At 64.6% G+C, this 24,053-nt stretch carries 18 protein-coding genes; 8 read left to right on the forward strand and 10 right to left on the reverse strand.

Translation table 11 applies throughout. The annotated features are described in order from the left end of the window. Positions 1 to 90: 90 nt before the first annotated feature. From J2S53_RS06185 to J2S53_RS06195, 3 genes are all read left to right on the forward strand, one after another. The gene (locus J2S53_RS06185) at positions 91 to 1,173 is read left to right on the forward strand and encodes an endo-1,4-beta-xylanase (RefSeq protein ID WP_456240174.1); all 1,083 of its coding nucleotides are present in this window, start codon (positions 91 to 93) and stop codon (positions 1,171 to 1,173) included. A 185-nt stretch (positions 1,174 to 1,358) separates the two neighbouring features. After that, complete coding sequence (locus tag J2S53_RS06190; protein WP_456240175.1) at positions 1,359 to 2,213, forward strand: SAM-dependent methyltransferase; 855 nt, start codon at positions 1,359 to 1,361, stop codon at positions 2,211 to 2,213. Positions 2,214 to 2,669: 456 nt separating this feature from the next. Then, positions 2,670 to 5,900 (forward strand): hypothetical protein, encoded by a 3,231-nt coding sequence (locus tag J2S53_RS06195; RefSeq protein ID WP_456240176.1) that lies wholly within the window; start codon positions 2,670 to 2,672, stop codon positions 5,898 to 5,900. 188 nt (positions 5,901 to 6,088) lie between these two features. Here the strand turns inward: J2S53_RS06195 and J2S53_RS06200 are convergent, their stop codons facing one another. From J2S53_RS06200 to J2S53_RS06235, 8 genes are all read right to left on the reverse strand, one after another. After that, positions 6,089 to 7,174 carry an ABC transporter ATP-binding protein gene (locus J2S53_RS06200; protein WP_456240177.1) on the reverse strand — a complete coding sequence of 362 codons (1,086 nt, stop codon included), beginning with the start codon at positions 7,172 to 7,174 and terminating at the stop codon, positions 6,089 to 6,091. 79 nt (positions 7,175 to 7,253) lie between these two features. Next, a complete protein-coding gene (locus J2S53_RS06205; protein WP_456240178.1) occupies positions 7,254 to 8,909 on the reverse strand; it encodes a glycoside hydrolase family 13 protein in 1,656 nt (551 codons plus the stop codon). Positions 8,910 to 8,992: 83 nt separating this feature from the next. Further along, positions 8,993 to 9,859: a carbohydrate ABC transporter permease gene (locus tag J2S53_RS06210; protein WP_456240179.1), complete on the reverse strand. Its 867-nt coding sequence runs from the start codon at positions 9,857 to 9,859 to the stop codon at positions 8,993 to 8,995. Beyond that, positions 9,856 to 10,881 carry a carbohydrate ABC transporter permease gene (locus J2S53_RS06215; protein ID WP_456240180.1) on the reverse strand — a complete coding sequence of 342 codons (1,026 nt, stop codon included), beginning with the start codon at positions 10,879 to 10,881 and terminating at the stop codon, positions 9,856 to 9,858. The genes J2S53_RS06210 and J2S53_RS06215 overlap by 4 nt, the downstream gene beginning before the upstream one ends. A gap of 76 nt (positions 10,882 to 10,957) precedes the next feature. Beyond that, positions 10,958 to 12,247, reverse strand: a complete 1,290-nt coding sequence (locus tag J2S53_RS06220; RefSeq protein ID WP_456240181.1) for an ABC transporter substrate-binding protein — start codon at positions 12,245 to 12,247, stop codon at positions 10,958 to 10,960. 199 nt (positions 12,248 to 12,446) lie between these two features. Then, entirely contained in the window at positions 12,447 to 13,454 is a 1,008-nt protein-coding gene (locus J2S53_RS06225) for a LacI family DNA-binding transcriptional regulator (protein ID WP_456240182.1), read from the reverse strand. A gap of 239 nt (positions 13,455 to 13,693) precedes the next feature. Beyond that, positions 13,694 to 14,440, reverse strand: coding sequence for a lipoate--protein ligase family protein (locus J2S53_RS06230; RefSeq protein ID WP_456240183.1), 747 nt, complete (start codon positions 14,438 to 14,440; stop codon positions 13,694 to 13,696). A 152-nt stretch (positions 14,441 to 14,592) separates the two neighbouring features. Next, a complete protein-coding gene (locus tag J2S53_RS06235) occupies positions 14,593 to 15,033 on the reverse strand; it encodes a hypothetical protein (RefSeq protein WP_456240184.1) in 441 nt (146 codons plus the stop codon). A gap of 210 nt (positions 15,034 to 15,243) precedes the next feature. Here J2S53_RS06235 and J2S53_RS06240 point away from each other — a divergent pair, with 210 nt between their 5' ends. Continuing rightward, entirely contained in the window at positions 15,244 to 15,930 is a 687-nt protein-coding gene (locus J2S53_RS06240; protein ID WP_456240185.1) for a hypothetical protein, read from the forward strand. Positions 15,931 to 16,044: 114 nt separating this feature from the next. Here J2S53_RS06240 and J2S53_RS06245 read toward each other — a convergent pair whose 3' ends face one another. Together J2S53_RS06245 and J2S53_RS06250 are read right to left on the reverse strand one after the other, a co-directional pair. Then, positions 16,045 to 16,806, reverse strand: a complete 762-nt coding sequence (locus tag J2S53_RS06245; protein ID WP_456240186.1) for a spermidine synthase — start codon at positions 16,804 to 16,806, stop codon at positions 16,045 to 16,047. Positions 16,807 to 17,356: 550 nt separating this feature from the next. Continuing rightward, the gene (locus J2S53_RS06250) at positions 17,357 to 18,931 is read right to left on the reverse strand and encodes a GAF domain-containing protein (RefSeq protein ID WP_456240187.1); all 1,575 of its coding nucleotides are present in this window, start codon (positions 18,929 to 18,931) and stop codon (positions 17,357 to 17,359) included. A gap of 249 nt (positions 18,932 to 19,180) precedes the next feature. Between J2S53_RS06250 and exaC the strand changes: the two genes are divergently transcribed. The 4 genes from exaC to J2S53_RS06270 all read left to right on the forward strand — a co-directional run bounded on the left by exaC (position 19,181) and on the right by J2S53_RS06270 (position 24,043). Beyond that, positions 19,181 to 20,704: an acetaldehyde dehydrogenase ExaC gene (gene exaC / locus J2S53_RS06255; RefSeq protein ID WP_456240188.1), complete on the forward strand. Its 1,524-nt coding sequence runs from the start codon at positions 19,181 to 19,183 to the stop codon at positions 20,702 to 20,704. After that, positions 20,704 to 21,090, forward strand: coding sequence for a DUF779 domain-containing protein (locus tag J2S53_RS06260; protein WP_456240189.1), 387 nt, complete (start codon positions 20,704 to 20,706; stop codon positions 21,088 to 21,090). Before exaC ends, J2S53_RS06260 begins: the two co-directional genes overlap by 1 nt. A 289-nt stretch (positions 21,091 to 21,379) precedes the next feature. After that, entirely contained in the window at positions 21,380 to 21,979 is a 600-nt protein-coding gene (locus tag J2S53_RS06265; RefSeq protein ID WP_456240190.1) for a DUF6245 family protein, read from the forward strand. A gap of 186 nt (positions 21,980 to 22,165) precedes the next feature. After that, positions 22,166 to 24,043, forward strand: coding sequence for a DUF2339 domain-containing protein (locus tag J2S53_RS06270; protein ID WP_456240191.1), 1,878 nt, complete (start codon positions 22,166 to 22,168; stop codon positions 24,041 to 24,043). Positions 24,044 to 24,053: the final 10 nt, after the last annotated feature.

The raw sequence follows: 24,053 nt of genomic DNA on the forward strand, positions 1-24,053 counted from the left end.
CGCACCCCGGAACCGATCGAACACTTTCCCGGGGAAGAGCACGTGTTTCTTGGGAGCGCTCCAAGCAACGATCCACGAGGAGCGACAGAAATGCTGCGAGCGTTACGCAACCACGGCAGGCTCGGCAGGCTGTGCGCGGTACTGACCGCGAGCGCGGGACTGCTCACCCTGCAGACGGCGCCCGCGCTGGCCACGCCGGACGCGGCTGAGGCTTCCGGCGTCGACGCGCAGGCTCCGGCACGAACCCCGCTCAAGGACCTGACCGACAACTACGTCGGCAGCGCCGTCGCGGCTTCGGCGCTGGTGAACGAGAACGACTACCGCTCGGTGCTCACGGACGAGTTCAGCAGCGTGACCGCGGAGAACGCCATGAAGTGGTCGGTGCTGGAACCGAATCGCGGCCAGTACGACTGGTCCGGCGCCGACGCGGTCATGGACTACGCGCGGCAGCACGGCAAGAGCGTGCGCGGGCACACACTGGTCTGGCACAAGCAGCATCCCGGCTGGCTGAACGATCTGTCCGCCTCCGAGCTGCGGTCGACGGTGAAGAACCACATCACCACGGTGGTCAACCGCTACGAGGGCGAGATCCGGGCGTGGGACGTGGTCAACGAGGTGTTCAACTCGGACGGCACGCGGCGCGACTCGATCTTCCAACGGAAACTCGGTGACGGCTGGATCGCCGACGCGTTCCGCTGGGCGCACCAGGCCGATCCGTCGGCGAAGCTCTATATCAACGACTACAACACCGGTTGGGTCAACGACAAGAGCAACGCGATTTACGATCTGGTGCGCTCGTTGCGGCAGCAGGGCGTGCCGGTCCACGGCGTCGGGTTCCAGACGCACCTTTCCATCGACTACAGCTTTCCCGGTGGTTTCCAGTCGAACCTGCAGCGATTCGCCGACCTCGGTGTCGACGTCGCCATCACCGAGGCCGACGTGCGGATGACGCTGCCCGTCACCGACGGCAAGCTCAACACCCAGGCCGACTACTACGAGCGGCTCTGGAACGCCTGCGAGGCGGTCTCGCGCTGCGTGGAGTTCACCACGTGGGGCTACACCGACCGGCACTCCTGGGTGCCGAACACGTTCGACGGCCAGGGAGCGGCCTGCCTGTTCGACGAATCGCTGAACCCGAAACCCGCCTACAACCGGATCAATCCCACCGCCTGAGCGGTGCGGGTGGGGCGCACGACGGTTTCACGTCGTGCGCCCCCAGGGTGTGGCCTCCGGGGGAACGAGTCGTCGAGTGCCCACGCACCATTGTGCACTCACCTATTCGGGGGATGAATTGTGTTCATCCCGCTACGATATGTTGGCTCTTTCCTGTGCTCTTCTCCCGGAAGCAAGGACGGCTCATGGCTACCGAGACGAACGTTCCGGCCCCCAGCTCCGTGCCGGTGGGGGTTGATCCCACGCGGGCGAGCATCGCGCGTGTCTACGACGCCGCACTGGGCGGTAAGGACAACTACGCCGTCGATCAACAGGTACTGGACGAGATCAAAACGGCGGCACCGGAAATCCGGGAGATGGCCTGGGCCAACCGCAACTTTCTGATCAGGGTCGCACGATTCCTGACCAATGAGACCGACATCCGTCAGTTCATCGACTGCGGCTCCGGCCTGCCGACCGCGGAGAACACCCACCAAGTCGTACAGCGCCTCGACGAGCAGGCCCGGGTGTGCTACGTGGACAACGACCCGGTGGTGTTGGCCCACGGCAATGCCCTCCTTGCCGACAACGAGGGCACCCACATCGTCGATGCCGACATCTACAAACCGGAGCAGGTCTACAACCACGAAGTGGTTACCCGGAACATCGACTTCGACCAACCCGTGGGACTGCTGCACATCAGCACCATCCACCACTATCCCGATGACGACTTCGTCGAGCTGATGCGCCGCTACGTCGAACCACTGCCATCGGGATCGTTCGTAGCCGTCTCGCACTTCCTCGACCCGCGGACCCCGGAACTGAGCCCGCTGGCACGCCGCCTCGAAAACATCATGACCCACAGCGCCATGGGTTCGGGGACGTTCCGCACCCATGAGCAGATCGCGGCGATGGTCCCCGGGATGGAGGTCATTCAGCCCGGTCCCGGACTGGATCCAGGGGTAGTGATCTGTGACCAGTGGTGGCCGGACGGGCCGAAACTGCGGCAGTACAAGGACGTCGAACGCTGTCTGGGTTGCGTGGTGGCCCGCAAACCCTGAACGATCCGTTACCCGCCCGGCGAGCGGTTCCGGACGAACCACGCGGATGCCCGCGCGAAACCGAGGTGTGTCCGGGAGTCAACGCGGCTCGTGTTCACTCCCGGACGCACCCAACGGTCGACGTGTCGATGCCCCACTTGGGGACTCCGACGAGGAGTTCACCGCAGACCGGCCTACAACCGACTCGATCCCGCCGCCTGAACAGTTCCAGTGGGGGGCGCACGACGTACAGCAGTCTGCGGCCCCCACTTCGCTTGTACGAAAAACAGATCCACAGCACGTTGTGATGCGGATGGGACGCTATATCCGTAATGCTTCCCAACTGTCCGGGGCACTCTGAGACGTTGACCTGGAATATCCCCATGGGCACGCTGGACACAGCATTGAGATATCGCTCTCCAGCAAGAGAGCCTAACGAGCGAGAGAGTTGTCGAACCTACATTGTGGAATGAAACAGTGGAAGACAGGCGCAAGGTACAGACAGCAGTACTCCGCGATGCGGACTCCTACGAACCGGTTGCCATGCCAATGGACCGGCAAGATGCGGAACGGATCAGGGATCACTACGCGAACCTCAGCTTCTGGTGCGGTACATGGTTGGGTGGCTGCGGACAACAACTCACAACGAAGATTGGACGCGAACGCGTTCCGCATTTCGCACATTATCCCGACAGCGTCAGTGCGTGCCACCGGAGACACACGGATATCCGCAGCGCGGATCACCTGTACGTGCATCACGACATCAGTAACTGGCTGAAAAGGCAAGGAAAAGGATCCGGACACACCGAACTGTTCGGTGACTTTCAAAGTGGTGGCACCTGTAGCACAATACGCATCACCACCAAGGACTCTCGCGGAGCCATCGTGGTCGAGTTCAGAGAAATCGCAAACTCGGTTTTGGAAGAGGAAGAGCGTAGAGCGCAAGGATCGGCCCAGTGGCTCACGTGGCTGTTTCCACCCGGATCTCAGCCCCCCGAACGGCTTCTTGCCCGGGACGGTTACACCCTGCACTATGCTTTCGCGAACAACAGCGTGGCGCCCGAAGTCAAACTCGGTACACGTTCCCGCTTCTCGAGATCGGCGATCTGGACCGGACTGAATGAATGCAGCATTACCGAGCACGGCATCACCACACCGGACGCCGAAGACATCCGTCGGAGACGTATCGAGCACAAAAAGAAGAGATCCACAACAGAAATGAAACCCAAAGAAAGCCATTCGGGCAAAAACGAAAAAATACCCTGCGGGCTACGAACATCGACAAGCGAAATCGAATCACCCCCAAAAGACGATGAAAACAAAAGTGCGACAACCAAAAATCCGCCAACAGAATCGGAACCCCTCGAGAAATACACCAAAGAAGATCACAACAAAATCGAGCAAAAACCACTGCTGGATCCCGGTAAAGACGTAGACGTCGTACCGCTCTCCGGGGAAATTATCGATTATTTGGAAAGATTTGGTTGCACTATTCGTGGCGATGCTTTCAAGGAGAGATGGCTACGTATAGCGTCCATGCATCGCAGTTATCACTACGAATCAGGACTATCCAGGATATTCAACGTCAATACTCTCAAAATGCTGGCAGAAACGGGAAAGCGTTGGATAAAGATCGCGATTATTGATCGCTACATCGCGAAGAACCACCCCCGCAGCGTGGGAGAACAGAACTCCTCGTTCGCCAATATCAGAAAATCCGTTAAAGATCGAATCGCTGAATCTTCGGATCTCAAAAACGGAATCTTGCTCGGCAGAGGCGAGACAGGTGAACCCGGGAAGATAAGCCGTAAAATCTTAGACGAAGTATCGGCACAAGTCATCGGAATGACAGTCTTGACAAGCGGGAGTGATGCTGTATACAGCCTAGTCGATCTTTTGTACCCCAACAAGTACTCGAAGTATTCCAAAAAAGAAATCAACAAGAAAACCCGAGAATCACGCAATTATCGTTTTCCTTCTTCCAATTACATACAAGTGATCCATTACGTAAAAAATAAGTTCGAACTGCCAAAACAAGCCGAACCACTGTTGACCCGAGCACTGACGCACAGTTCCTGGGCCCACGAAAACCAAGATACCGTTAAAGCAGCTGGCCAGGAGGACAACGCAATACTAGCTCATCACGGATCGATAGTAGCCGACGTCCTGGTCACACACAGTGCGGCGGCATCCGTGTTGAGCCGAACCCTGCAACCATCACCGGAAGAAGTCGTTCTACTTACCCCAAAAGAGGAAACATGGCGAGACCTTTTCGATGAAATGAGCTTGTCCGAGGGATTGCTTCTGGGCGCGGGCCAGCGAAGAAATCCTGAGGTTGCCTACGCAAATGCCATGCAAGCCATACTTGCAGTAGCTTGGCGCAATAAGGGACCCGAGCTCGTATTCCAACCACCAAATTTCCTCGACGAATGGGCTAGATCACGGCATGCCAACCAAGACCAATTTACACAACTCCAACAAACTCTCAATTTATTCGGAGTCCGTTCCGGATCAACCTTTGAGAAATCCGGCCCAGATCACTCACAGAAATACGCGGCCACCATAGAACTGACTACGGAAAACGATTCGTCGACCATCCCCGGGACCTTCGTACGAGGAAGAAAATCGGATGCCAGACAACATACTGCGCTGTACCTGCTGAACATCCTCGACCGTATCAAGCAAGCAGAAATATGGGATCTTAACAAAAATCAGGAAAAAACAGCAAAATTCCTGCTCCGAGAGCAGATGTACGGCATCAGGAACGTCAAACAGTCAGATCTGATGCGTTGCGCAATGCAGGGTCACCTCGGGATGAGGTATCTGCTCGATGGAGACCTGAACGGCTTCGCCGAGTGGTCGAAACAGGCTGAAATTCTTCTTGGGGAAATACCGAAAGAGCACCTCGAATCACTATCTGTCTTCTATCATCGTTGCCGACAAATGGTGAACAATGAGCACGGCCCGAGACTCCACAGCGCACTGAACGGTATTCTGATGTGGGCAGAAGGAGTGGCACCTGGTGAAGTGAAACCGTTGAGCGAATGCTCACAGTGGCGCATCCTCGATGCTGTATCGCGAACACTGAAAATAAAAAACGAAACACAAGCAAAAATTTATGAGAAACTGTCGTTCGAGTGGCCAAGTGCTAGCAATGAGCAGCAGATTATCAATATTCCGATCAACACCGAAGAGCACGCCACTCGGATCACCGCAGACGACTCAAGGGCTCTTGCAGAGATTCTCCACTGGATAGAAGAAGAAGGAAAACGACACGGCGTCACTCCAGAACTGGATCACGACCGCGACGAAAACGGACTAACTATTCTGATATCCATAACCGGCATCGAGGGAGGAACTCTGGTTTACCCCCTCGCCAACCTGGTCGAGGAGCAGTGTCCCAATGTGCGGTTCGCCTTCAACTACAACGACATCTTCATTACAACGAGAAGCATCGAACGCCCAATCTCCCTGATACAGGTTGGTTACGATTGCCTGGACAATCCGGTTCCTCCCTCACCAAGACTGAAGCACGGCGTGAGCAAACTGCGTAGCTCATTGCTGAATTTCGATCAGTCGCAGCGCACTACCGGTGAACATATATCAATAGAGCGTTCCCTCAAGGAGGTACGTAGTGCTGTGGAACTCGTTCGATCCTGTCTATCCGAATTAGATTCCGACGAACCGGCGGACAGCTTGGAGACATAGTCCGGCCCGGTGCCCGCGATTGAGCGGAGGGCTGGACCGGATGTCCCAGAGATAGCCACAGGAAATCGCGGCGTACGGAACGGCACGTCTGCCTTTCTTATCGAGAGTCCAGTTAGGCGGGGACCTTCACCGGCATCAGAGCAACAATGACAGCGACGGTGGGCCGCGGAACGGCCCACCGAACCGGCTCACGCCGCGATACGCTCACCGGTGGCCGCTGAGAAGGCGTGCACGGCCTCCGGCCGGATCCCCAACCGCACCGACTCACCGAGCGCGGGTGCCGAACGTGGTTCCGCGCGCGCCACGACCCCCTGCCCCTCGTCCGGCAGGCTGCAGTGCAGGTACACGTCGGAACCGAGCTCTTCCACGAGGTCGACGGTCGCCGACATCCCCTCCTCGCCCGGCCCGACCACCCGGACGTCCTCGGGACGAATCCCGATCGTGACGCTTCCGCCGCCGTGAGCCGCTTCCTCGCGGACGGCGCTCGGGACGGGAAGGGCGGTGTCACCGGCGCGAACGGTCTCCCCGTCGAGCCCGCAGTCCAGCAGGTTCATCGGAGGTGAGCCGATGAACCCGGCCACGAACGCGTTGGCCGGCCGCTCGTAGAGCTCCCGTGGGCTCGCGCACTGCTGCAGCACCCCGTCGTGCAGCACCGCCACCCGGTCACCCATGGTCATCGCCTCGACCTGGTCGTGGGTGACGTAAACCGTGCTCACTCCCAGTCGACGCTGCAGCCCCGCGATCTGCGAGCGGGTCGAGACCCGGAGCTTGGCGTCCAGGTTGGACAACGGCTCGTCCATCAGGAACACTCGCGGCTCCCGCACGATGGCCCTTCCCATCGCCACCCGCTGCCGCTGCCCGCCGGACAGCGCCCTGGGCTTGCGGTCCAGGTACTGCTCCAGGTCGAGCAGTTTCGCCGCCTCCCGCACCCGCTGTTCGATCTCCGGTTTCGGGGTCTTGGCGATTCGGAGCGCGAACCCCATGTTGTCGGCGACACTCATGTGCGGGTACAGCGCGTAGTTCTGGAAGACCATGGCGATGTCGCGGTCCTTCGGGGAAAGACCGGTGACGTCGTGTTCTCCGATGCGGATCGCACCGGAGTCCACCTCTTCCAGCCCGGCGAGCATCCGCAGACTGGTGGACTTGCCGCACCCGGAGGGGCCGACGAGCACCAGGAACTCGCCGTCGGCGATGTGCAGGTCGAGACCGTCGACCGCGGGATGCTCCGATCCCGGATACACCCGAGTGGCCCGGTCATAGGTGATGGTCGCCATCATCGACTCCTTTCCGGCGGCCTGCTGGCTGCCGGGGCCTGCCGCGACGGCGGCCCCGGCCTTCGTGACGAGCGGGAAGTCAACCGGCCAACCACACGGCGGTGTCCGGCGGAAGTGACGAGCCGTCCAGTTCGTCACTGGACAGCAGGACCCGTTGGTGTTCGGGCAGTTCGCACGGTTCGGCGGACAGGTTCACCACACAGCGGAATCCGGGTGTGCGGGAGAACGACAGCACCTCCCGCGGCGAACCGTTCCAGTCGAGGTCACCCTCCCCGAGGGCCGGATGCTCGCGGCGGAGACGCAGCGCGTCACGGTACAGCTCCAGCATCGAGCCGGACCGGCCACGCTGGTTCTCGACGGTGTACTCGGACCAGCCGCCCGGCTGCGGCAGCCACGGTTCGGCCTCCTCCGAAGGACTGAACCCGAACGGTGGTCTTGAACCGGACCAGGGCAGCGGGACCCGGCAGCCGTCGCGGCCGCGTTCGGCGTGTCCGGTGCGTTCCCAGATCGGGTCCTGCAGGAACCGTTCCGGAATGTCCTCGACCTCGGACAGCCCGAGTTCCTCGCCCTGGTACACATAGGCGCCCCCGGGAAGGGCCAGCATGAGCAGCGCGGCGGCCCGGGCACGTCGAGTTCCCAGGCTCAGGTCGAGCGGCCCCTCGGCACGGTAATGCTCCCCCGGGGCCCAGCTGTGCTGCGGCCGGCCGTACCGGCTGACGTGACGCACCACGTCGTGGTTCGACAGCACCCAGGTGGCCGGAGCGCCCACCCGCCAGAGGCTCGACGTGGTGGAGTCGATGGTCTCGCGCAGGTCGTGGGCGTCCCACCGGCATCGGAGGAACTCGAAGTTGAAGGCGGTGTGCAGCCCGTCGGGTCGCACGTAGTTGGCCAACCGGTGGGGGCTGTCGGCGCCCGCTTCGGCGACGAACTTGCGCTCTCCCGGATATTCGTCGGCGATCGCACGCCACCGGCGATAGATCTCGTGCACCCCGTCGCGGTCCCAGTGGGGATGCTGCCCGTCGGAGTAGCCCCGCGTGTTGTCGCTGGAGATCACGTCGGGCAGCTCGGCGTCCTTGACCAGCCCGTGGGCCACGTCGATCCGGAATCCGTCGACCCCCCGGTCGAACCAGAACCGCAGGATGTCCTCGAACTCCGCGTGGACCTCGGGGTGATCCCAGTTCAGGTCGGGCTGCTCGGGAGCGAACAGGTGGAGGTACCACTCCCCCAGTGTGCCGTCCTGTTCGGTCACCCGGGTCCAGGCCGGCCCGCCGAACCGGGAGACCCAGTTGTTGGGGGGATGTTCACCGTGCTCACCACGGCCGGGCCGGAAGACGTATCGCGCCCGTTCGGCGCTGCCGGGGCCAGCCTTCAGCGCGGCGCGGAACCACTCGTGCTGGTCGGAGGTGTGGTTCGGCACGATGTCCGGGAGAACCCGGATGCCGTGCTCGTGCGCCTGGGTGATCAGCCGCTCGGCGTCGGTGAGCGTGCCGAAGCGCGGGTCGATGTCGCGGAAGTCGGCGACGTCGTAACCGGCGTCGGCCTGTGGTGAGACGTACCAGGGAGTGATCCAGATGGCGTCGACTCCCAGATCCCGCAGGTAGGGCAGGCGGGAACGGATCCCCTCGATGTCGCCCATACCGTCGCCGTCCCCGTCGGCGAAACTACGGATGTAGATCTGGTAGATCACCGCGTCCCGCCACCACGGTGTGGTGCCGGGGTCGGAGGAATTCGGCACTGTGCGCTCCTTCGGTAATTCGGGAAAGCCCTTCGGTGATTCGGGAAAGCGGGTCACGCCGGTCCGGCCGTGACCTGGTGGTGCTACTTCAGGCCGCCGGAGGTCAGTCCGGCGATGATCCTTCGCTGGAAGATGAGCACCCCGATGACCAGCGGAATCGTGACGATGACCCCGGCGGCCATCTGGGTGCCGAAGGGTTGGTCGTACTGCGTGGCGCCGGTGAACTTCGAGATCGCCACCGTGACCGTCTGCATGTTCTGCTCGTTGACCATGGACAGCGCGATGATGAACTCGTTCCAGGCGAGGATGAAGGTCAGAATCGCCGTGGTGAACATGCCGGGCGCGGCCAACGGCACGATGATCCTGCGAAACGCCTGGCCGGGCGTGCAGCCGTCGACCATGGCCGCCTGCTCCAGTTCCTGCGGCATCTGCCGGAAGAACATGGTCAGGTTCCACACCGCGAGCGGAAGCGCGAACGACAGGCTGGGCAGGATCATCGCCTGGTAGGTGTTGATCCAACCGATGTCGGTGAACAGCCGGAGCAACGGGACGATCAACGAGATGCCCGGGAACATGCTGGTCGCGATGATCAGCGAGAGCACCAGGTTCTTTCCCCGGAAGGCCAGCCGGGCCAGGGCGTAGGCCGTCGAGGTGCCGATGACCAGCGTCAGGATCGTGGTCGTCGACGCCACGATCAGGCTGTTCAGCAGCGCACGGCCGAAGCCGGTGCCGGGCTCGAACACGGCCCGGAAGTTCTCCACCGACCAGGTGCGCGGCAGCGGGCTCAGATCGTACTGGTCGGCGGGTCTGCGGAACGCCGTGACCACCATCCAGTAGAAGGGGGCCAGGCAGTACAGCACGATGCCTGCCACACCCAGTACCGGAAGCCACTTCTTGGCGTCGAAGCGGCGGCGCGCGGTTCGACGTTCGTCCCCTGTCGCAGTGGTCATCGCGCACTCCCCTTTCCGCGCCGGAAACGAGCTCCACGGCTCTTGGGCGCCTGTGAACGGGCCTCACCGATCACGTCCGCGCCGAGCAACTTGACGAACACGAACGCGATCAGCGCCACATAGGCGAACAGCAGGGTGGCGTAGGCGGCCGCGGGTCCGTAGTGCACGTTCGTCGCCTCGGAGAAGGCCAGCATGGACAACGTCTCGACCGAGTCCTTCTGCTGGCCGATCAGGATGAACGGCAGGTCGAACATGCGCAGCGCGTCCAGCATCCGGAACAGCACCGCGACCACCAGGGCCGGTTTCACCAGTGGCAGCGTGATGTGCCAGAAGCGCCGCCAGGCCCCCGCGCCGTCCACGGTGGCCGCTTCGTGCACCTCGCGGGAGATGACCTGCAACCCGGCCAGCACCAGCAGCCCCACGAAGGGGGCCGTTTTCCACACTTCCGCGGTGATCACGGCGATCTTCGAGGCGATGGCCTGCGAGCTCCACAGCACCTGCTGGTCCAGGATCGCGTTCGCGACCCCGTCCGGCGCGAAGATCCACCGCCACAGCAGGGCGGACACGGCGGTGGGGATCGCCCACGGCACGAGCACGCTCGCCCGCACCAGTCCGCGTCCCCGGAACGCCTGATGCATCACCAGGGCCATGGCCATCCCGAGCACGGCCTCCAGCGTGACGGTGACGGCCGTGAAGAAGGTGGTGTTCCAGAAAGCGTTCCAGAACCGCTCGGCCGCCGGGCCGAACAGGATGTCGGCATAGGTTCCCAGCCCGACGAACTGGCGTCCCTCGACCACGAATCCCTGCGCGTCGAGCCGCTGTCCGGAGACGAACAGCGACTGGTACAGCGCGGCGATGATCGGGTACATGACCACCACGGCCAGCACCAGCAGCGTCGGCGAAACCAGCGCCGAGGCCAACCTGCCCGTGCCGGTCACGGAACCGGACCTTCGTCTCCTCGGCGATCCCGGGGTCGTGTTCCCCGAATCGACTTCCGTGCCCGTCGGGGTACCGGTCGTCATCGACATGAACTCCCCTTTCCCATCGTCCGGCGAGCGGGTCGCAACCCGCTCGCCGGGCGGAGCGCGAAGGCCTGGATCACTTCTGCTCGATCAGCTTTTCCAGCCTGCGCTGCAGGGCGCTCAATGCCTTGTCGGGTTTCTTGTCGCCGGAGATCGCGGCGTAGACCTCGTCCTGGACGGCGAGCGTGACGTCGCCGTAGTTGACGACTCGGGGGCGCGGCTCGGCGCTCTTGATGGATTTCTTGAGGGTGTCCAGGTACGGGTACTCCCGCTGCAGTTCCGGATCGTCGTAGAGCGCGCCGCGCGTGGGGGCCAACGAGCCCTTGATCAACCGCTGTCGCTGCTGCTTCTTCGAGGTGTAGAACTTGATGAAGTCCAACGCGGTGGCCTTGTTCTCCGCGAAGGACGAGATCGCGAGGTTGTGCCCGCCGAGACTGGACACGCCCTTTCCGGTGATGCCGGGCAGCGGTGCGACGGCGAACTCGCCCGCGACCTTCGACGAACCGTCGTCGGCGTTGGCCTGCGACCACATGAACGGCCAGTTGCGGCTGAAGACGAGCTCGCCGCCGATGAACGCGCGCTTGTTGGGCTGTTCCTTGTAGGCGATCGCCGCGCGCGGGATGGTACCGGAGCTGAAGCCTTCGACCATGGTTTCGAGTCCGCGCAGCGCCTCCGGCGAGTCCACGGTGGGCTGCCCCTGACCATTGACGATCTGCCCGCCCGCGCCGTGAACGGCCTCGGCGAAGTTGACCGTCAGCCCTTCGTACTTGGCGTGCTGACCCGCGTAGCAGGACATTCCCTCGGCCGCGGGGAGCTCGAGCACCTTGGCGCAGATCTCGCGCATCTCCTCGCGCGTGGTCGGTGGTTGGGCGTCCACCTTGTTCAGCAGATCCTTCCGGTAGTACAGCAACCCCCCGTCGGAGTAGGCGGGGACCGAGAAGAGCCTGCCCCGGTACCTGGCGGTTTTCATCGCGGATTCCAGGAAGGGCGAGAAGTCGAACTCCTCCTTCGGCAGTTCGACGACCCACCGGTTCGCGGCGAACTCCGCGTTCCACACGTTGTCCAGGTCCAGCACGGTGAAAGCGCCGGACTCGGTCTGGGCGTTCTGCACCATCTGCTGCCGCTGCTGGTCGCCGTCGGCGGGCAGCTCGATCAGCCGGACCCGCTGCTCGGGGTGGGACCCGTTCCACGTCTCGACCGCCTGGGTGACGGCGCCGGTCACGTCCTTGCCGGTGGCGAAGGTGATGGGGCCTCGACCGCTGATCTCACTCGATGCCGACGAATCACCACCGCCACCGCCACAGCCGGCGACCACGAAAGCCGCCACCGTCATCAGGGATACGGATCTCCAACGTAATGACTTCATCCTTATCTCCTCGAATCGAGTCGATCAGAACGCGCGACGAATCACGCGTTCGGTTCCGAAAAATATGTGGGACGACGAATTTTCAGCCGAACGGCCGAATCATTTCCGGGACTCCGATCGACGTCGGCCACATTACGACCACCGGGTGTTTTCCGTTATCGGAAACGAACTCGGCGCCGTCCGGAGCTTCCGGGACGTCTCACATGGAATCGTTGCCGGTGGTCGACGAACGCACCACCAGTTCGGTGGGCAGCACCACGTCACGGGTCTCGGCGCTGCCCTGTTCCAGCTGCTCCAGCAGCAGTTTCGCCGCCGTTCCTCCTTCCTGGCGTACCGGCTGCACCACAGTGGACAACCCGGAGCACTCGGACATCTCGTGCCCGTCGAATCCCACGATCGCCATTTCACGCGGCACGTGGAGTTTGTGGTTGCGCAACGCGTGCATCGCTCCGAAGGCCATCTCGTCCGACATGGCGAAAACAGCCGTGGGGCGCAGCTCGTCGGCGAGTATCCGAGTCATGGCTCGTCTTCCTCCCGAAACGGAGAAATCTCCGGCACACAACCAACTCTCCCGAACCGGGACATCCTGTTCGGCCATCGCGTCCCGGAAAGCGGTAAAACGCTCGTGCGGGGCGGGCAGGTTCAACGCGTCTGGCGTACCACCGTGGATCATCGCGATGTCGGTGTGCCCCTGGTTGAGCAGATGCCGCACGGCGAGCATGCCCCCGCCGTGATCGTCGATCCACACCGAGTTGAAGCCGTCCATCCTGCCGCCCACGAATCCCAGCGGCACGTCCAGCCCGCGCAACCGATCGGACTCCTCGGCACGCAGCGAAAGGGTCAGCACGAGCACGGCGTCCACGCTGCGCCGCAGCGGAAGTTCCCGGAAGAACCGCTCACGCCCTTCCTGATCCCCGACCACGTAGAGCATCAGGTCGTAGCCCGCCGAGCGCAGCGCTTCCTCCGCACCCGCCAGCACCTGCCCGAAGAACCACCGTGAGACGTAGGGCACCAGCACGCCGATACGCCGGGTCCTTCCGGTGGCCAACCCGGAGGCCGACCTGGAGATGGAGTAGTTCAGCTCCTCGGCCACGGTGCGCACGCGCTGCCGGGTCCGTTCGGACACTCCCGGCTGTTGCCGCAATGCCCGGGAGACCGTCGCGGTGGAGACACCGGCCGCACGAGCGACCTCCTCGATCGTGGCCATTGTGCTCCCTGTCACGTTGCTGCCTCGATTGATCCGGAAGACTAAATGTGACCCACAACGCAACACAAGCGGTTGCGTAGATCGAACGAACATTTTTTCCTAATAAGCTTGTGCGCTGCTGATATTCAAACGCAAACGCTTGCGTTCGGACGACACAAGAGGGACGTGAACCACGTGAACGGGTAACGAAGTGGTACCGACGACGGTTAAACGCCGTCAATTGGCCGAACGGATGAGATTCAGAGTCGGTGGTCGTCGACCAGCTCACGCGCCGTCGTCAGCAGGGACTCGTCGAGGTCCGCCCGCGTGAGGTAGAAACGGTCCTCGTAGGCGTCGAGAATCCCGCGTTCGAAGGTGTCGAGGTCGGCTTCGGGCGCCTCGGCTCGAACCGAGCCGACCGACTCGCCGTCGAAGTCGAGCCCCAGTGCTCGGTACACCTCGGTGAGCAGCGGACGCAACACCTCGGCCCCGTCGAAGACCGCAACCGCGCTGAACAACCAGGCACGCCGCAGGATCCGTTGCGCCGTGCCGACGAGCTTGACCCGTCCGCGCGCGTTCACACTGTGGGCTCCCGGGCAGTACTCGCCCGGCACGGCACCGACCCGCGCGTCCACGCCGTACTCCGCCAGCAGCCCGGCCCACAGCCGGGCGTAGCCGTCGAAGCGCTCCTCCATCCCGCCCAACGAGTCCGCCTCGGCCGCGATGTGATCGACCACCAGCGAGTCCGCGGTGTAGGCGACCGCGCGGCCACCGGGCGCACGCACCACCGGAGTGAAACCGGCGTCCCGAACCAGGGCGACCGCCTCGGGAAAACCGGGACGCAACGTGTCGCGTCGCCCGAACGCCACGGTGGGGGTGGTGGGCCGGTACACCCGCAGCGCCGAGCCCGCCGCACCGTCACTCGCCCGCCTGACGAGGGCGTGCGCCAGCGCGACCTCGAAGGACTGGCTCGTGTCCCCACCCAGCGCCCCGTGATACAGCTCCACGCGGCAAGCCTACGCAACGGGCGAAGCGGGGCGGACACGGCGATCCCCCGGCCGACCACGCCGAGGCGGGGATTCCGGAGGGATCGCACGCCGGAGGAACGGGCATCTCCGGACGCGGTAGCGCGACAATGCGGCGGGGTGCGAAATTCGCACTACCGTCGGTGGTTCAGTTTCGCGCGTTCCTGCCCCAAACCGACGGGGGCGACGTGATCCAGCCAGTCGAAGAACTCGTTCCCCGCCGTGCGCAACGCGTCGAGGAGTGCGTCCTTCGGCGCGGCGGCGGTTCGCTTCTCCTCACCCGCTCGCACGGAAACCACCACGTGCTCCCGGGGAATGTTCCGGAAAGACAGTTCGACGGGCTGATCCGGAAAATACGTGCCGCAGTCCTTTCCATCGACAAGGTCCTCGACCATGTCGGCCAGGTACCTCCACAAGTAATCCACATCGTCCCACAGGGTCGTGTCCAGCACCTCCACACCCCACACCGTGAGCACGATCGCGCCCTCGACGTACTCACCACGTCGTGTTCGCGCGGTTTCGTCGAGAGCGCCGAAAGTTCCGTCACGCCGCCGAAGCAGGGTTTCGGCCGTCACCGGAAGCACCGTCGATCACTCCCAACGGGAAGAGCGTCGTCTTGTGCGGACGGAACTTACGCTCTCGCACCGGAACACTTCCAGCCACTCCAAGCAATTGCCGACACTAACGCGCGTAACCAATCTTAACACGAAAGGGCTAAATTTATGCGTTGATTTCCAACACTCCGAGTCGCTGTCGCAGGATTTCTCCGACGAAGGGAGGAAGACATGGCACCGAAGTATCGAACTCGAGAGGACGGCACGGTCTACCCACTGGAAGGTGGTGGCGGCGGCGGCAAGGGAAAGGCGACAGTTGTAGCGGGCGGCGTGGCACTGGCCGTGTGGGCGACCGGAGGTGGCACCGGTGGCGTGACTCTCGGCGGTTCGGGAACGACCACGGTTAGCATGTCCACCGCGGACACGGCCGTGGTACGCACCATCGGAAAGAACCTCTCGAAAGCACGACGGGACGTGAGACGGGGCAATCGCGAACGCGCCTGGAAGCGGCTCGGCCTTCGCCGGGGACGCCGCGTCACCAGGAGTGCCGTGGAATGCGTGACGAGTACCTACGGGCAGGTACGGGAATTCTTCGTCCGGACACCGTGCCGAGAGCTGCGACGGTTCCAGTTTCCCCTGGGCTACGACAGCGGGACGATCTCGGTGCTCATCTCACGCGTCCGGATGCGTTCCAGTGCCGCGGCGCGGGATTTCCGCTCCCTGATCGACGAACACGGCACCGGAGACATCCGTCCCGTCCTGTCCACGGTGCGGTTCACCGGGCACCACTACGACTCGGCCCCTCGCCGCGACACCGTGTTCGTGGCCGAGACGGAGTCCCGCACCGGCAACGTGCCGGAACCGGTCCTCGACACGACCGCGGAAGCAGCCGCCGCACTGGCCAGAAGTGCTGGATGAACTCCAGCGGGGTCGCCACCGCGACCATCGACATCGCCTTCGCACGGGTGAACGCACCCGTGCGAAGCGGCCCGACAACGCTTCGGACCCCGGAGAAGCACTCGGTGCGGAACCTCACGCGAGGTGCGCGCCGGTATCTCCGTCCGCCTGCCGTTCGAGGTGTCCCAGTACGGCGGTGTAGACGGTGTTGCTGGACTCCCCGCCGGTGTAGGGGTTGTCGAACGTGACGACGTGCGCCCGAACGGTGTCGAAGACTTCCGAAAGAGCCGCGGTGAACTCCTCGCTCGGCGGATCGTCCGACCACAGGGCGAAGACCCCACCCGGTTCGAGATGCTCCGCGAGTCGGCGCAACCCTTCGGGTTCGTAGCACCAGGCGTGGCTCGGATCCAGCACGTGCGTCGGCGAGTGATCGATGTCGAGCAGCACGGCGTGGAACCGTCGTCGCGGCGCTTCGGCGTCGAAACCGGTTCCGGCACCCACCATCGCGAAGAAGTCATCGTGCACCAGCCGGGTCCGCGGGTCCGAGGTCAGTTCCGTGCCCAACGGCAGCAGCTCGCGACGGTGCCACTCGATGACCTCGCCGAGGGATTCCACCACGTGCAGCGAGCGCACCCGCGGTTCTTCGAGGGCGGCTCGGGCGGTGTAGCCGAGCCCTAGACCACCCACCACGACGTCGAGCTCGGCCGCGGGCGAGGCCGCCAGTCCGAGCCGCGCGAGTTCGACCTCCGCCACCGTGAACAGGCTGGACATGAGGAACTCCTCGTCCAGTTTGATCTCGTGCACGTCCCGCTCCAGGGAACGGTCCCAACGACGGCGCAGGCTGATCGTACCGATCGACGTCTCACGCCAGTCCAGTTCCTCGAAGCGAGCACTCACCAGTGGCGTCCCTTCCGTGTGGTGATTCCGGGTTACCGACCGCCGGAGCGGGACGGGCACCACCTGATGTCGGGTACGCGAGACGGGTACCGCCAAGATCTCGACAGCAGCATACGCACACCGCCACGTCTTCGTCCGGCCCGGTTCGTCACGGTGGGAAAGTCTTCTACCCGTTCGCCGCGACGTACTCCGTAGTCACCTGCCCGGACGGGCGTACGAATCCCTGCCTCTGGACATCACCGAAGCCGGGATCAACGTCAACATCACCGGTGACCTGCCGCCGGGAACAATGCCGCCGCTGAGGATTATCGGTCCGCACCCAGCTTTCACTCGGCACACGCCCAGCCACACGCCGCACGGTGGTGGTCATGAACGAACCCGAACCGACATACCGGGGGCGCGAGCTGCCCAGGCCGCAGGACGAGGTCGTCGACCAGGGCCTGGGCTTCGACCTCGGTACGCTGCTCAGCCGTAGGGGCACGTTGCGGCGGCTCGGCGCGGCGGGAGCAACGCTGACCGCCTGCGACACCGGTTCCGGTGACTCCAACGCTCACTGCTCCCGCAGCAGCCGGGCGAGCCGCGCCCGGGTTCCGGCACGTCGCCAGTCGCCCCGGGGCAACAGGCTCAACAGGTGCTCCAGCACCTCGATGTCGTCCCTGCCGTGCTCGGTGCTCGCATAGCTCCACAGCAGATCAGGGTCCTCGCTGCCCAGCACCGCGCCGCGCAAACCCGCCGCGAGTTCCTCCCGCTCCTCCCGAACCACCGGGGCCTCCGAGCCCGGCAACAGCCCGGCCCCGTGGAGAGCCAGCGCCGATCGCAGCGCTCCTTCGCACAGCGCCTCGCGCACGTCGTGGAAATCCGCTTCGATCGAGGCGTCGAGCCGATAGGGCTTCGTTCGTACGACAGCACACCCGATCTGGTTGCGCAGTCGATGGATCTCGGCGCGAACGGTGACCGGGTTACCCCGCTCACCGTGTACGAGCAGGGCGAGCCGCTCGGAACTCACCCCGGCCGGACGCAGCGCCAACGCGGCGAGCAACTCGGCGTGCCTCGTTCCCAACTCCAGCCGCTGCCCGTCTAACTCCGCGGTGGGGTATTCGCTCATCAACCCGAGACGGAGCGTGTGCCGCACCGCCGCGGGAGCGGGGGTACGCGTCACTCCGGACGTTCCGCCATGGGGTGACCGGTTTCGACGTGGCGCGCGCAGCAAGTAACCCCCGGAGAGCGGTTCCAGCACGATCCGCCTGTCGTCCCCGACGGCGATCCCGGCTTCGGGCCGAGTCGGCTCGACCCGTTCGGGCAAGTTCAGCTCACCGGAGTTCGTTTCGATCACATGACCTCGTGGACCGAGCAGCGCACCGGGTTCGCCGCGGAGCGCACGCAACGAGGGAAGGTGTCGCTGCCGGAGGCGTTCGTGCTCGCGGCGCATCCGATCGGTCAACCGGTTCTCCGCCAGCCGAGCCGCGGCCGTCACCAGCGCGGTAAGAGCCGGGTGCATGGTTCGCAGCGGTCCGCTGACGTCGATGGAGCCGAGGACCGCCCCGGTTTCCGGGTCGTGCACCGGGCTGGCCGCGCAGGTCCACGCGTGGTAAGTGCGCACCAGGTGCTCGGCGGAATGAATACGTACCGGTGAACCGGTGGCCAGCGTCGTTCCCATCGCGTTCGTGCCGATGGCGTCCTCGGACCAGCGTGTTCCCTCGCTGAGCAGGACGTCGTCGGCCTTGCGGCAGATCTCCGGATTCCCCTCCCGCCACAGGATGGTCCCCGCCGCATCGGTGACGATCATGATGTGCGGGGTGTCCCCGGCCGCTTCCAACAGTGTTTCCCGCAGCAAGGGGACGCATTCCGCCAGCGGATGCTCCGCCCGGATCTCGGGAAGTGCGGCGGTTTCGAACTCGACGGGAGGCTGCCACCCGTTCGGGTCGATCCGCGCCGCCAGCGATCGCCGCCAGGACTCCACCACGACCGGACGCGGCGAGCACGTTCCCTTCCGCTTGCCGTCCACGCACACGTCATCGGCTACATCACCTCCGAGCACGGCGGCGTGCACCTGTTCGAGCAACCGGGCCTGTCGCAACGGATCGCCTGATGATTCGTCGAAGTACCTCATGGAAATGTCGACCACGCGGGGCGCCTCGCGGAATGTTCGGGCACCGGATCCGACACCGGCGCGAGTCAACCCATGCTGCCGTGTGATCCGGACAACGGACAAGATGTCGAACGATCGAGGTAGCCGAGCGGGACGAGCTCGCCCACGCAACGTGTCTGCAACGTGCACGACTCTACGGTGCCGTCCGACGTCCCCGAGCCGCCCTGAGGAGGGTGATCGCTTCTCGGGGACCAACGAGTGACGACGCCGCACGGAGGTACGGACATGGGCCAATACGCAGCGCCGGGAGCAGCTGGCTCGGTCGTCGAGTACCGATCTCGGTACGACCACTTCATCGGCGGCGCATACGTGGCGCCCGCCAAGGGTGGATACTTCGAGAATCCCACCCCGATCACCGGCAAACCCTTCACCGAGATGGCACGGGGCACCGCCGAGGACGTGGAGCGGGCGATCGACGCCGCCGAATCCGCCGTGAGCACCTGGGGCGGGAAATCACCCGCCGAACGCGCGGGAATACTGCTGAGCATCGCCGAGCGGATGGAGCGGAACCTGGAGAAGCTCGCGGTGGCCGAATCCTGGGAGAACGGGAAGCCGGTACGCGAGACGCTGGCCGCCGACATCCCGCTGGCGATCGACCACTTCCGCTACTTCGCCGGTGCGCTGCGTGCGCAGGAGGGCACGCTGTCGCAGGTGGACGAGGACACCGTCGCCTACCACTTCCACGAACCGCTCGGGGTGGTCGCACAGATCATCCCGTGGAACTTCCCGATCCTGATGGCGACGTGGAAGCTTGCTCCCGCGCTGGCGGGCGGCAACGCCGTCGTTCTCAAACCGGCCGAGCAGACACCGGCATCCATTCACGTGCTGCTCGAACTGATCGCCGATCTGCTGCCCGCGGGAACGGTGAACGTGATCAACGGGTTCGGCGTTGAGGCGGGCAAGCCGCTGGCCTCCAACCCGCGGATTCGCAAGGTGGCCTTCACCGGAGAGACCACCACCGGCAGGCTGATCCTGCAGTACGCCAGCGAGAACATCATCCCGGTGACGGTCGAGCTCGGCGGCAAGAGCCCGAACATCTTCTTCAACGACGTCGCCGCCGCCGACGACGCCTTCTACGACAAGGCTCTCGAGGGATTCACCCTCTTCGCGCTGAATCAGGGCGAGGTGTGCACCTGCCCGTCGCGGGCGCTGGTCCAGTCCGGCATCTACCGGGACTTCACCACCGACGCCGTGGCGCGCACCAAAAACATCACTCCCGGACACCCGCTGGACACCGACACCCAGATCGGGGCACAGGCCAGCAACGACCAGCTGGAGAAGATCCTGTCCTACATCGACATCGGTAAGCAGGAGGGAGCCAAGATCCTCACCGGCGGCAACCGGGTGGAGCTGGGTGGTGAACTGTCCGGCGGCTACTACGTCGAACCCACCATCTTCGAGGGCCACAACAAGCAGCGGATCTTCCAGGAGGAGATCTTCGGGCCGGTAGTGTCGGTAACCTCGTTCGACGACTACGAGGACGCGATGAAAACGGCCAACGACACGCTCTACGGCCTGGGCGCGGGTGTGTGGTCACGCAACGGCAACACCGCGTACCGCGCGGGCCGGGACATCCAGGCCGGTCGCGTGTGGGTGAACAACTACCACTCCTATCCCGCCCATGCGGCGTTCGGCGGCTACAAGCAGTCGGGCATCGGCAGGGAAACCCACAAGATGATGCTCGATCACTACCAGCAGACCAAGAATCTGCTGGTCAACTACTCGGAGAGCGCGATGGGACTGTTCTGATGAACACACCGGCCCCGCAACGGGTGGCCGTGACCGACCAGGCGGCGGAACTCATCCGTCGCCTAGTCGAGCAGCACGGTCACGTCATGTTCCACCAGTCCGGCGGGTGCTGCGACGGCAGTGCACCGATGTGCTATCCCCACGGCGAGTTCCGCACCGGGGTCAACGACGTGCACCTGGGAGACCTCGAGGTCGAAGGTGTCGCCGAGGGTGTCGAGGTGTGGATGTCGGGACCGCAGTTCGAGTACTGGCGGCACACCCATCTGACCATCGACGTGGTCAGTGGTCGGGGCAGCGGATTCTCGCTGGAGGCACCGGAAGGTGTGCGGTTCCTGCTCCGTTCACGCCTGCTCACCTCGGAGGAACTGGCCGGGCTCGAAACCTGAGACCACTTCGGCCGGTCGGCTGACGTAGCCGGACGGGAGTCGACCGGTCTCGGGCGGTCCCGGTCGACTCGGACGCAGGGCTCGACGAAGGGCTGCGGCGACGGGCCTGCCCTGCCTGCGCGCAGGCGGCTTCCACACGCCTTCGCCGTCCGAAACGAACTGCGTCCCACTCGCGCGGGCCAAACCGGCTCCGCTGCTCCGATCAGGTGGAGCGGCGTCCGTGAACACGATCTCGCCGAGCACCCTCACCTCCAAGACTCGCACACGTGGACCGTTATGCTGCGCGACGATGAGCACCCCGTCCTCCTCGTCCGAAACCGATCAGCCCGCCGCGGTCGACCAACTGGCCACCGCACTGCAAGCGCTGGGCCACTATCGCGGGACGAACACCGCCGACGAACACGCGGCCGCGGCCGAACGGATCGGCGGTGAAGCGGTCTACCGCGCCTACCTGGCCAACGCGCTGCTCGGGGCCGCCCAGCTCGAAGCGATCCTGAACGAGTCCGGCGAATTCGACGCCGAACAGCGCACCGCCGTCTATCTGCAGCAGCAGCAAACCGCCGGGGTCGCGGGCGATCAGACCAGCATGCTCGAATTCCTGCGGTGGCAGTTGCTGCGGCTCGCCTCCCCCCTGCGGGAGACCGCCCAATCCGAACAGGCGGGGCCGGTCCAGGTGGCCGCCGCGCAGACCGCCGAAGGGCTGGATCGGCTGCTGTCCGTGAGCGCGGCGAGCCAAACCCTCACCGAACAGGCCGATATCGACTCGGTCGCCGAACAGCTCGACACAGCACACCAGGCGCTGAGCAGCGCTGCAGAGAACATCGACCAGCTGCGCGCGCTGACCGAGCGGGCCCGCTCCGGATCGGACTCCGGGAGTTCCGAGTCCTGAAGCGGCCGAGGGTGTCGCCCGCCTCCGGGACAGCCGCTCACGCGGGGACGAGAGAGCGCGCCAAGCGGCCTCCAGGACGGGGAAGGCGGAGACCACCGGGCGACGGCCGGGTACTCACGGACACGGCCGGAGATCTGAGTATTCGTACTGTTCCCTCCCCGGTGTAGTGCACAGCATTTTGGAGGCATGTCCGAGCCGGAGCACCCCACGCTGGAAGCGGTCGCCGCCGAACTCGCCGAGATGAGTCGACGACTCGACGTCCTCGCCGGTGCCGTACATCTCCGGGGGAACCGGCCCGCAACACACGATTCCGGGGAACAGCGAATCCCCTCCCCGTCCGCTTCGGCACCGCGGGATTCGACACCGCAGGCCCCACCACCTCCGCCGAACGTCGAACCCGCCCCGTTCGATCCGTCGTGGCACGCACAACCGGTACCGCCCGCGGCCGTCATCACCGACGACGGGGAGCGGCGAACTCCGGAGTCCCGTTCCGCAGGGCACGGCTGGACTCCGAGCAGGCTGCTGGCCTGGATAGGCGGGGCGGTGACGCTGCTCGGCGTGGTCTTCCTGCTGGTGCTGGCGGTCCAACGTGGTTGGCTCGGCCCCGCCAGCCGCGTGCTCGGTGGTGCCGGTCTGGGAGCGGTGCTGCTGGCGGCGGCTTTCCGAGTACGCGGCAGACCCGGCGGCACGTCCGGCAGTTACGCGCTGGCCGCGACGGGGTTCGCCGTGTTGTACCTGGACACGGTCGCGGCCACCGTGCTGTACGACTACCTGTCGTTATTCGGTGGTCTCACCGCGGGGTTCGTCATCGCGGGCGGCGGATTGCTGTTGTCCGACCGGTGGCGTGCCCAGCCGGTGGCCGTGGGAGTCGTGGTGGGGTGCGCGGTGTGCGCGCCGCTGATCAACGGGGAGCCGAACACGACCCTGGTCGGCTTTCTGGCGTTGTTGCACCTGGCGGCGACCCCGGTGCAGCTCCGACACGGGTGGCGGCAACTGGCCCAGGTCGCCGCGTTGCCCGTGGTGATCGCCGCGATCCTCGCCGACGTCTGGGCGATGCTGACCGCGACCGACCACATCGCCGTGGTACTCGTGGTGAGCACCGCCTCGTTGCTGGGGATCGTGGTGGCCACGCTCACGGCCGTCCTTCGTCCGGACGACAACACCGCGATCGCGGCGCTGGTGGCAGCACCGATACCGGTCCTGCTGGCCACACCGCTGGTGCAGCGTCCGTTCGCGGCCGCGCTCGCGGCGGGCGTGGCGGTGGTGCTGACGATCCTGTGGGGCCTGCGATTCGTTCCGAGCGGGCGATTCGTACCGAGCGGGCGTCTCCTCCCGAACCAGCGTGATCGACTCCCGGCGAAGTTCACCACCGCGGCGGGCGGACTCGCGGCGTTGGCCGCGATGCAGGCAACGATGATCTCGCTCGACTCCTCGGCCTGGGCCACGGCGCTGCTCTGCGAGGCACTGCTGTTGACGCTCGGGGCGCTGTGGCTGCGCGGCCCCGGTGTGCTGCTCGGGGCGTTGAGCTACGCGACACTCGGCACTGTCATGGCGCTGCACCACGACATCCCACCGTGGCTGCTGGTGCTGGTGTCACGTTCCGCGGGTGTCGCCGGGGTTCTGGTGGGTGTGCTGACCGCGCTGGTCGCGGTGGCGATTCCGCTCGCGGGGGTGCGCCTCGGCGTGCTGTCCCGCCCACCCTCGGCGAAGACCCTGTGGATCCTGTCCGGGGTCCTGGTGCTGTACGGCACGGCCAGCGCGACGATGGCACTGGTGTCGCTGTTCCAGCAGGACCGTTCCGGGTTCCTCACCGGGCACGTGTTGATCACGTTGAGCTGGGTCGTCCTCGCGATCGCGTTGCTGTTGCGCGGCATCACGCTGCCTTCGCTCCGTGTCGCGGGCATGGTGCTGCTTCCGGTGGCGCTAACCAAACTGTTCCTGTTCGATCTCGCCACTCTGGACGGATTCGCGCGGGTGGTGGCGTTCTTGCTCACCGGCTTGGTGCTGCTGACGGCCGGAGTGCGTTACGCGCGAGCGTTGAGCGACGACTCGCCGGTCGGATGAACTCGTATCT

Source organism: Actinopolyspora lacussalsi, from assembly GCA_030803735.1.
GTDB lineage: Bacteria > Actinomycetota > Actinomycetes > Mycobacteriales > Pseudonocardiaceae > Actinopolyspora > Actinopolyspora lacussalsi.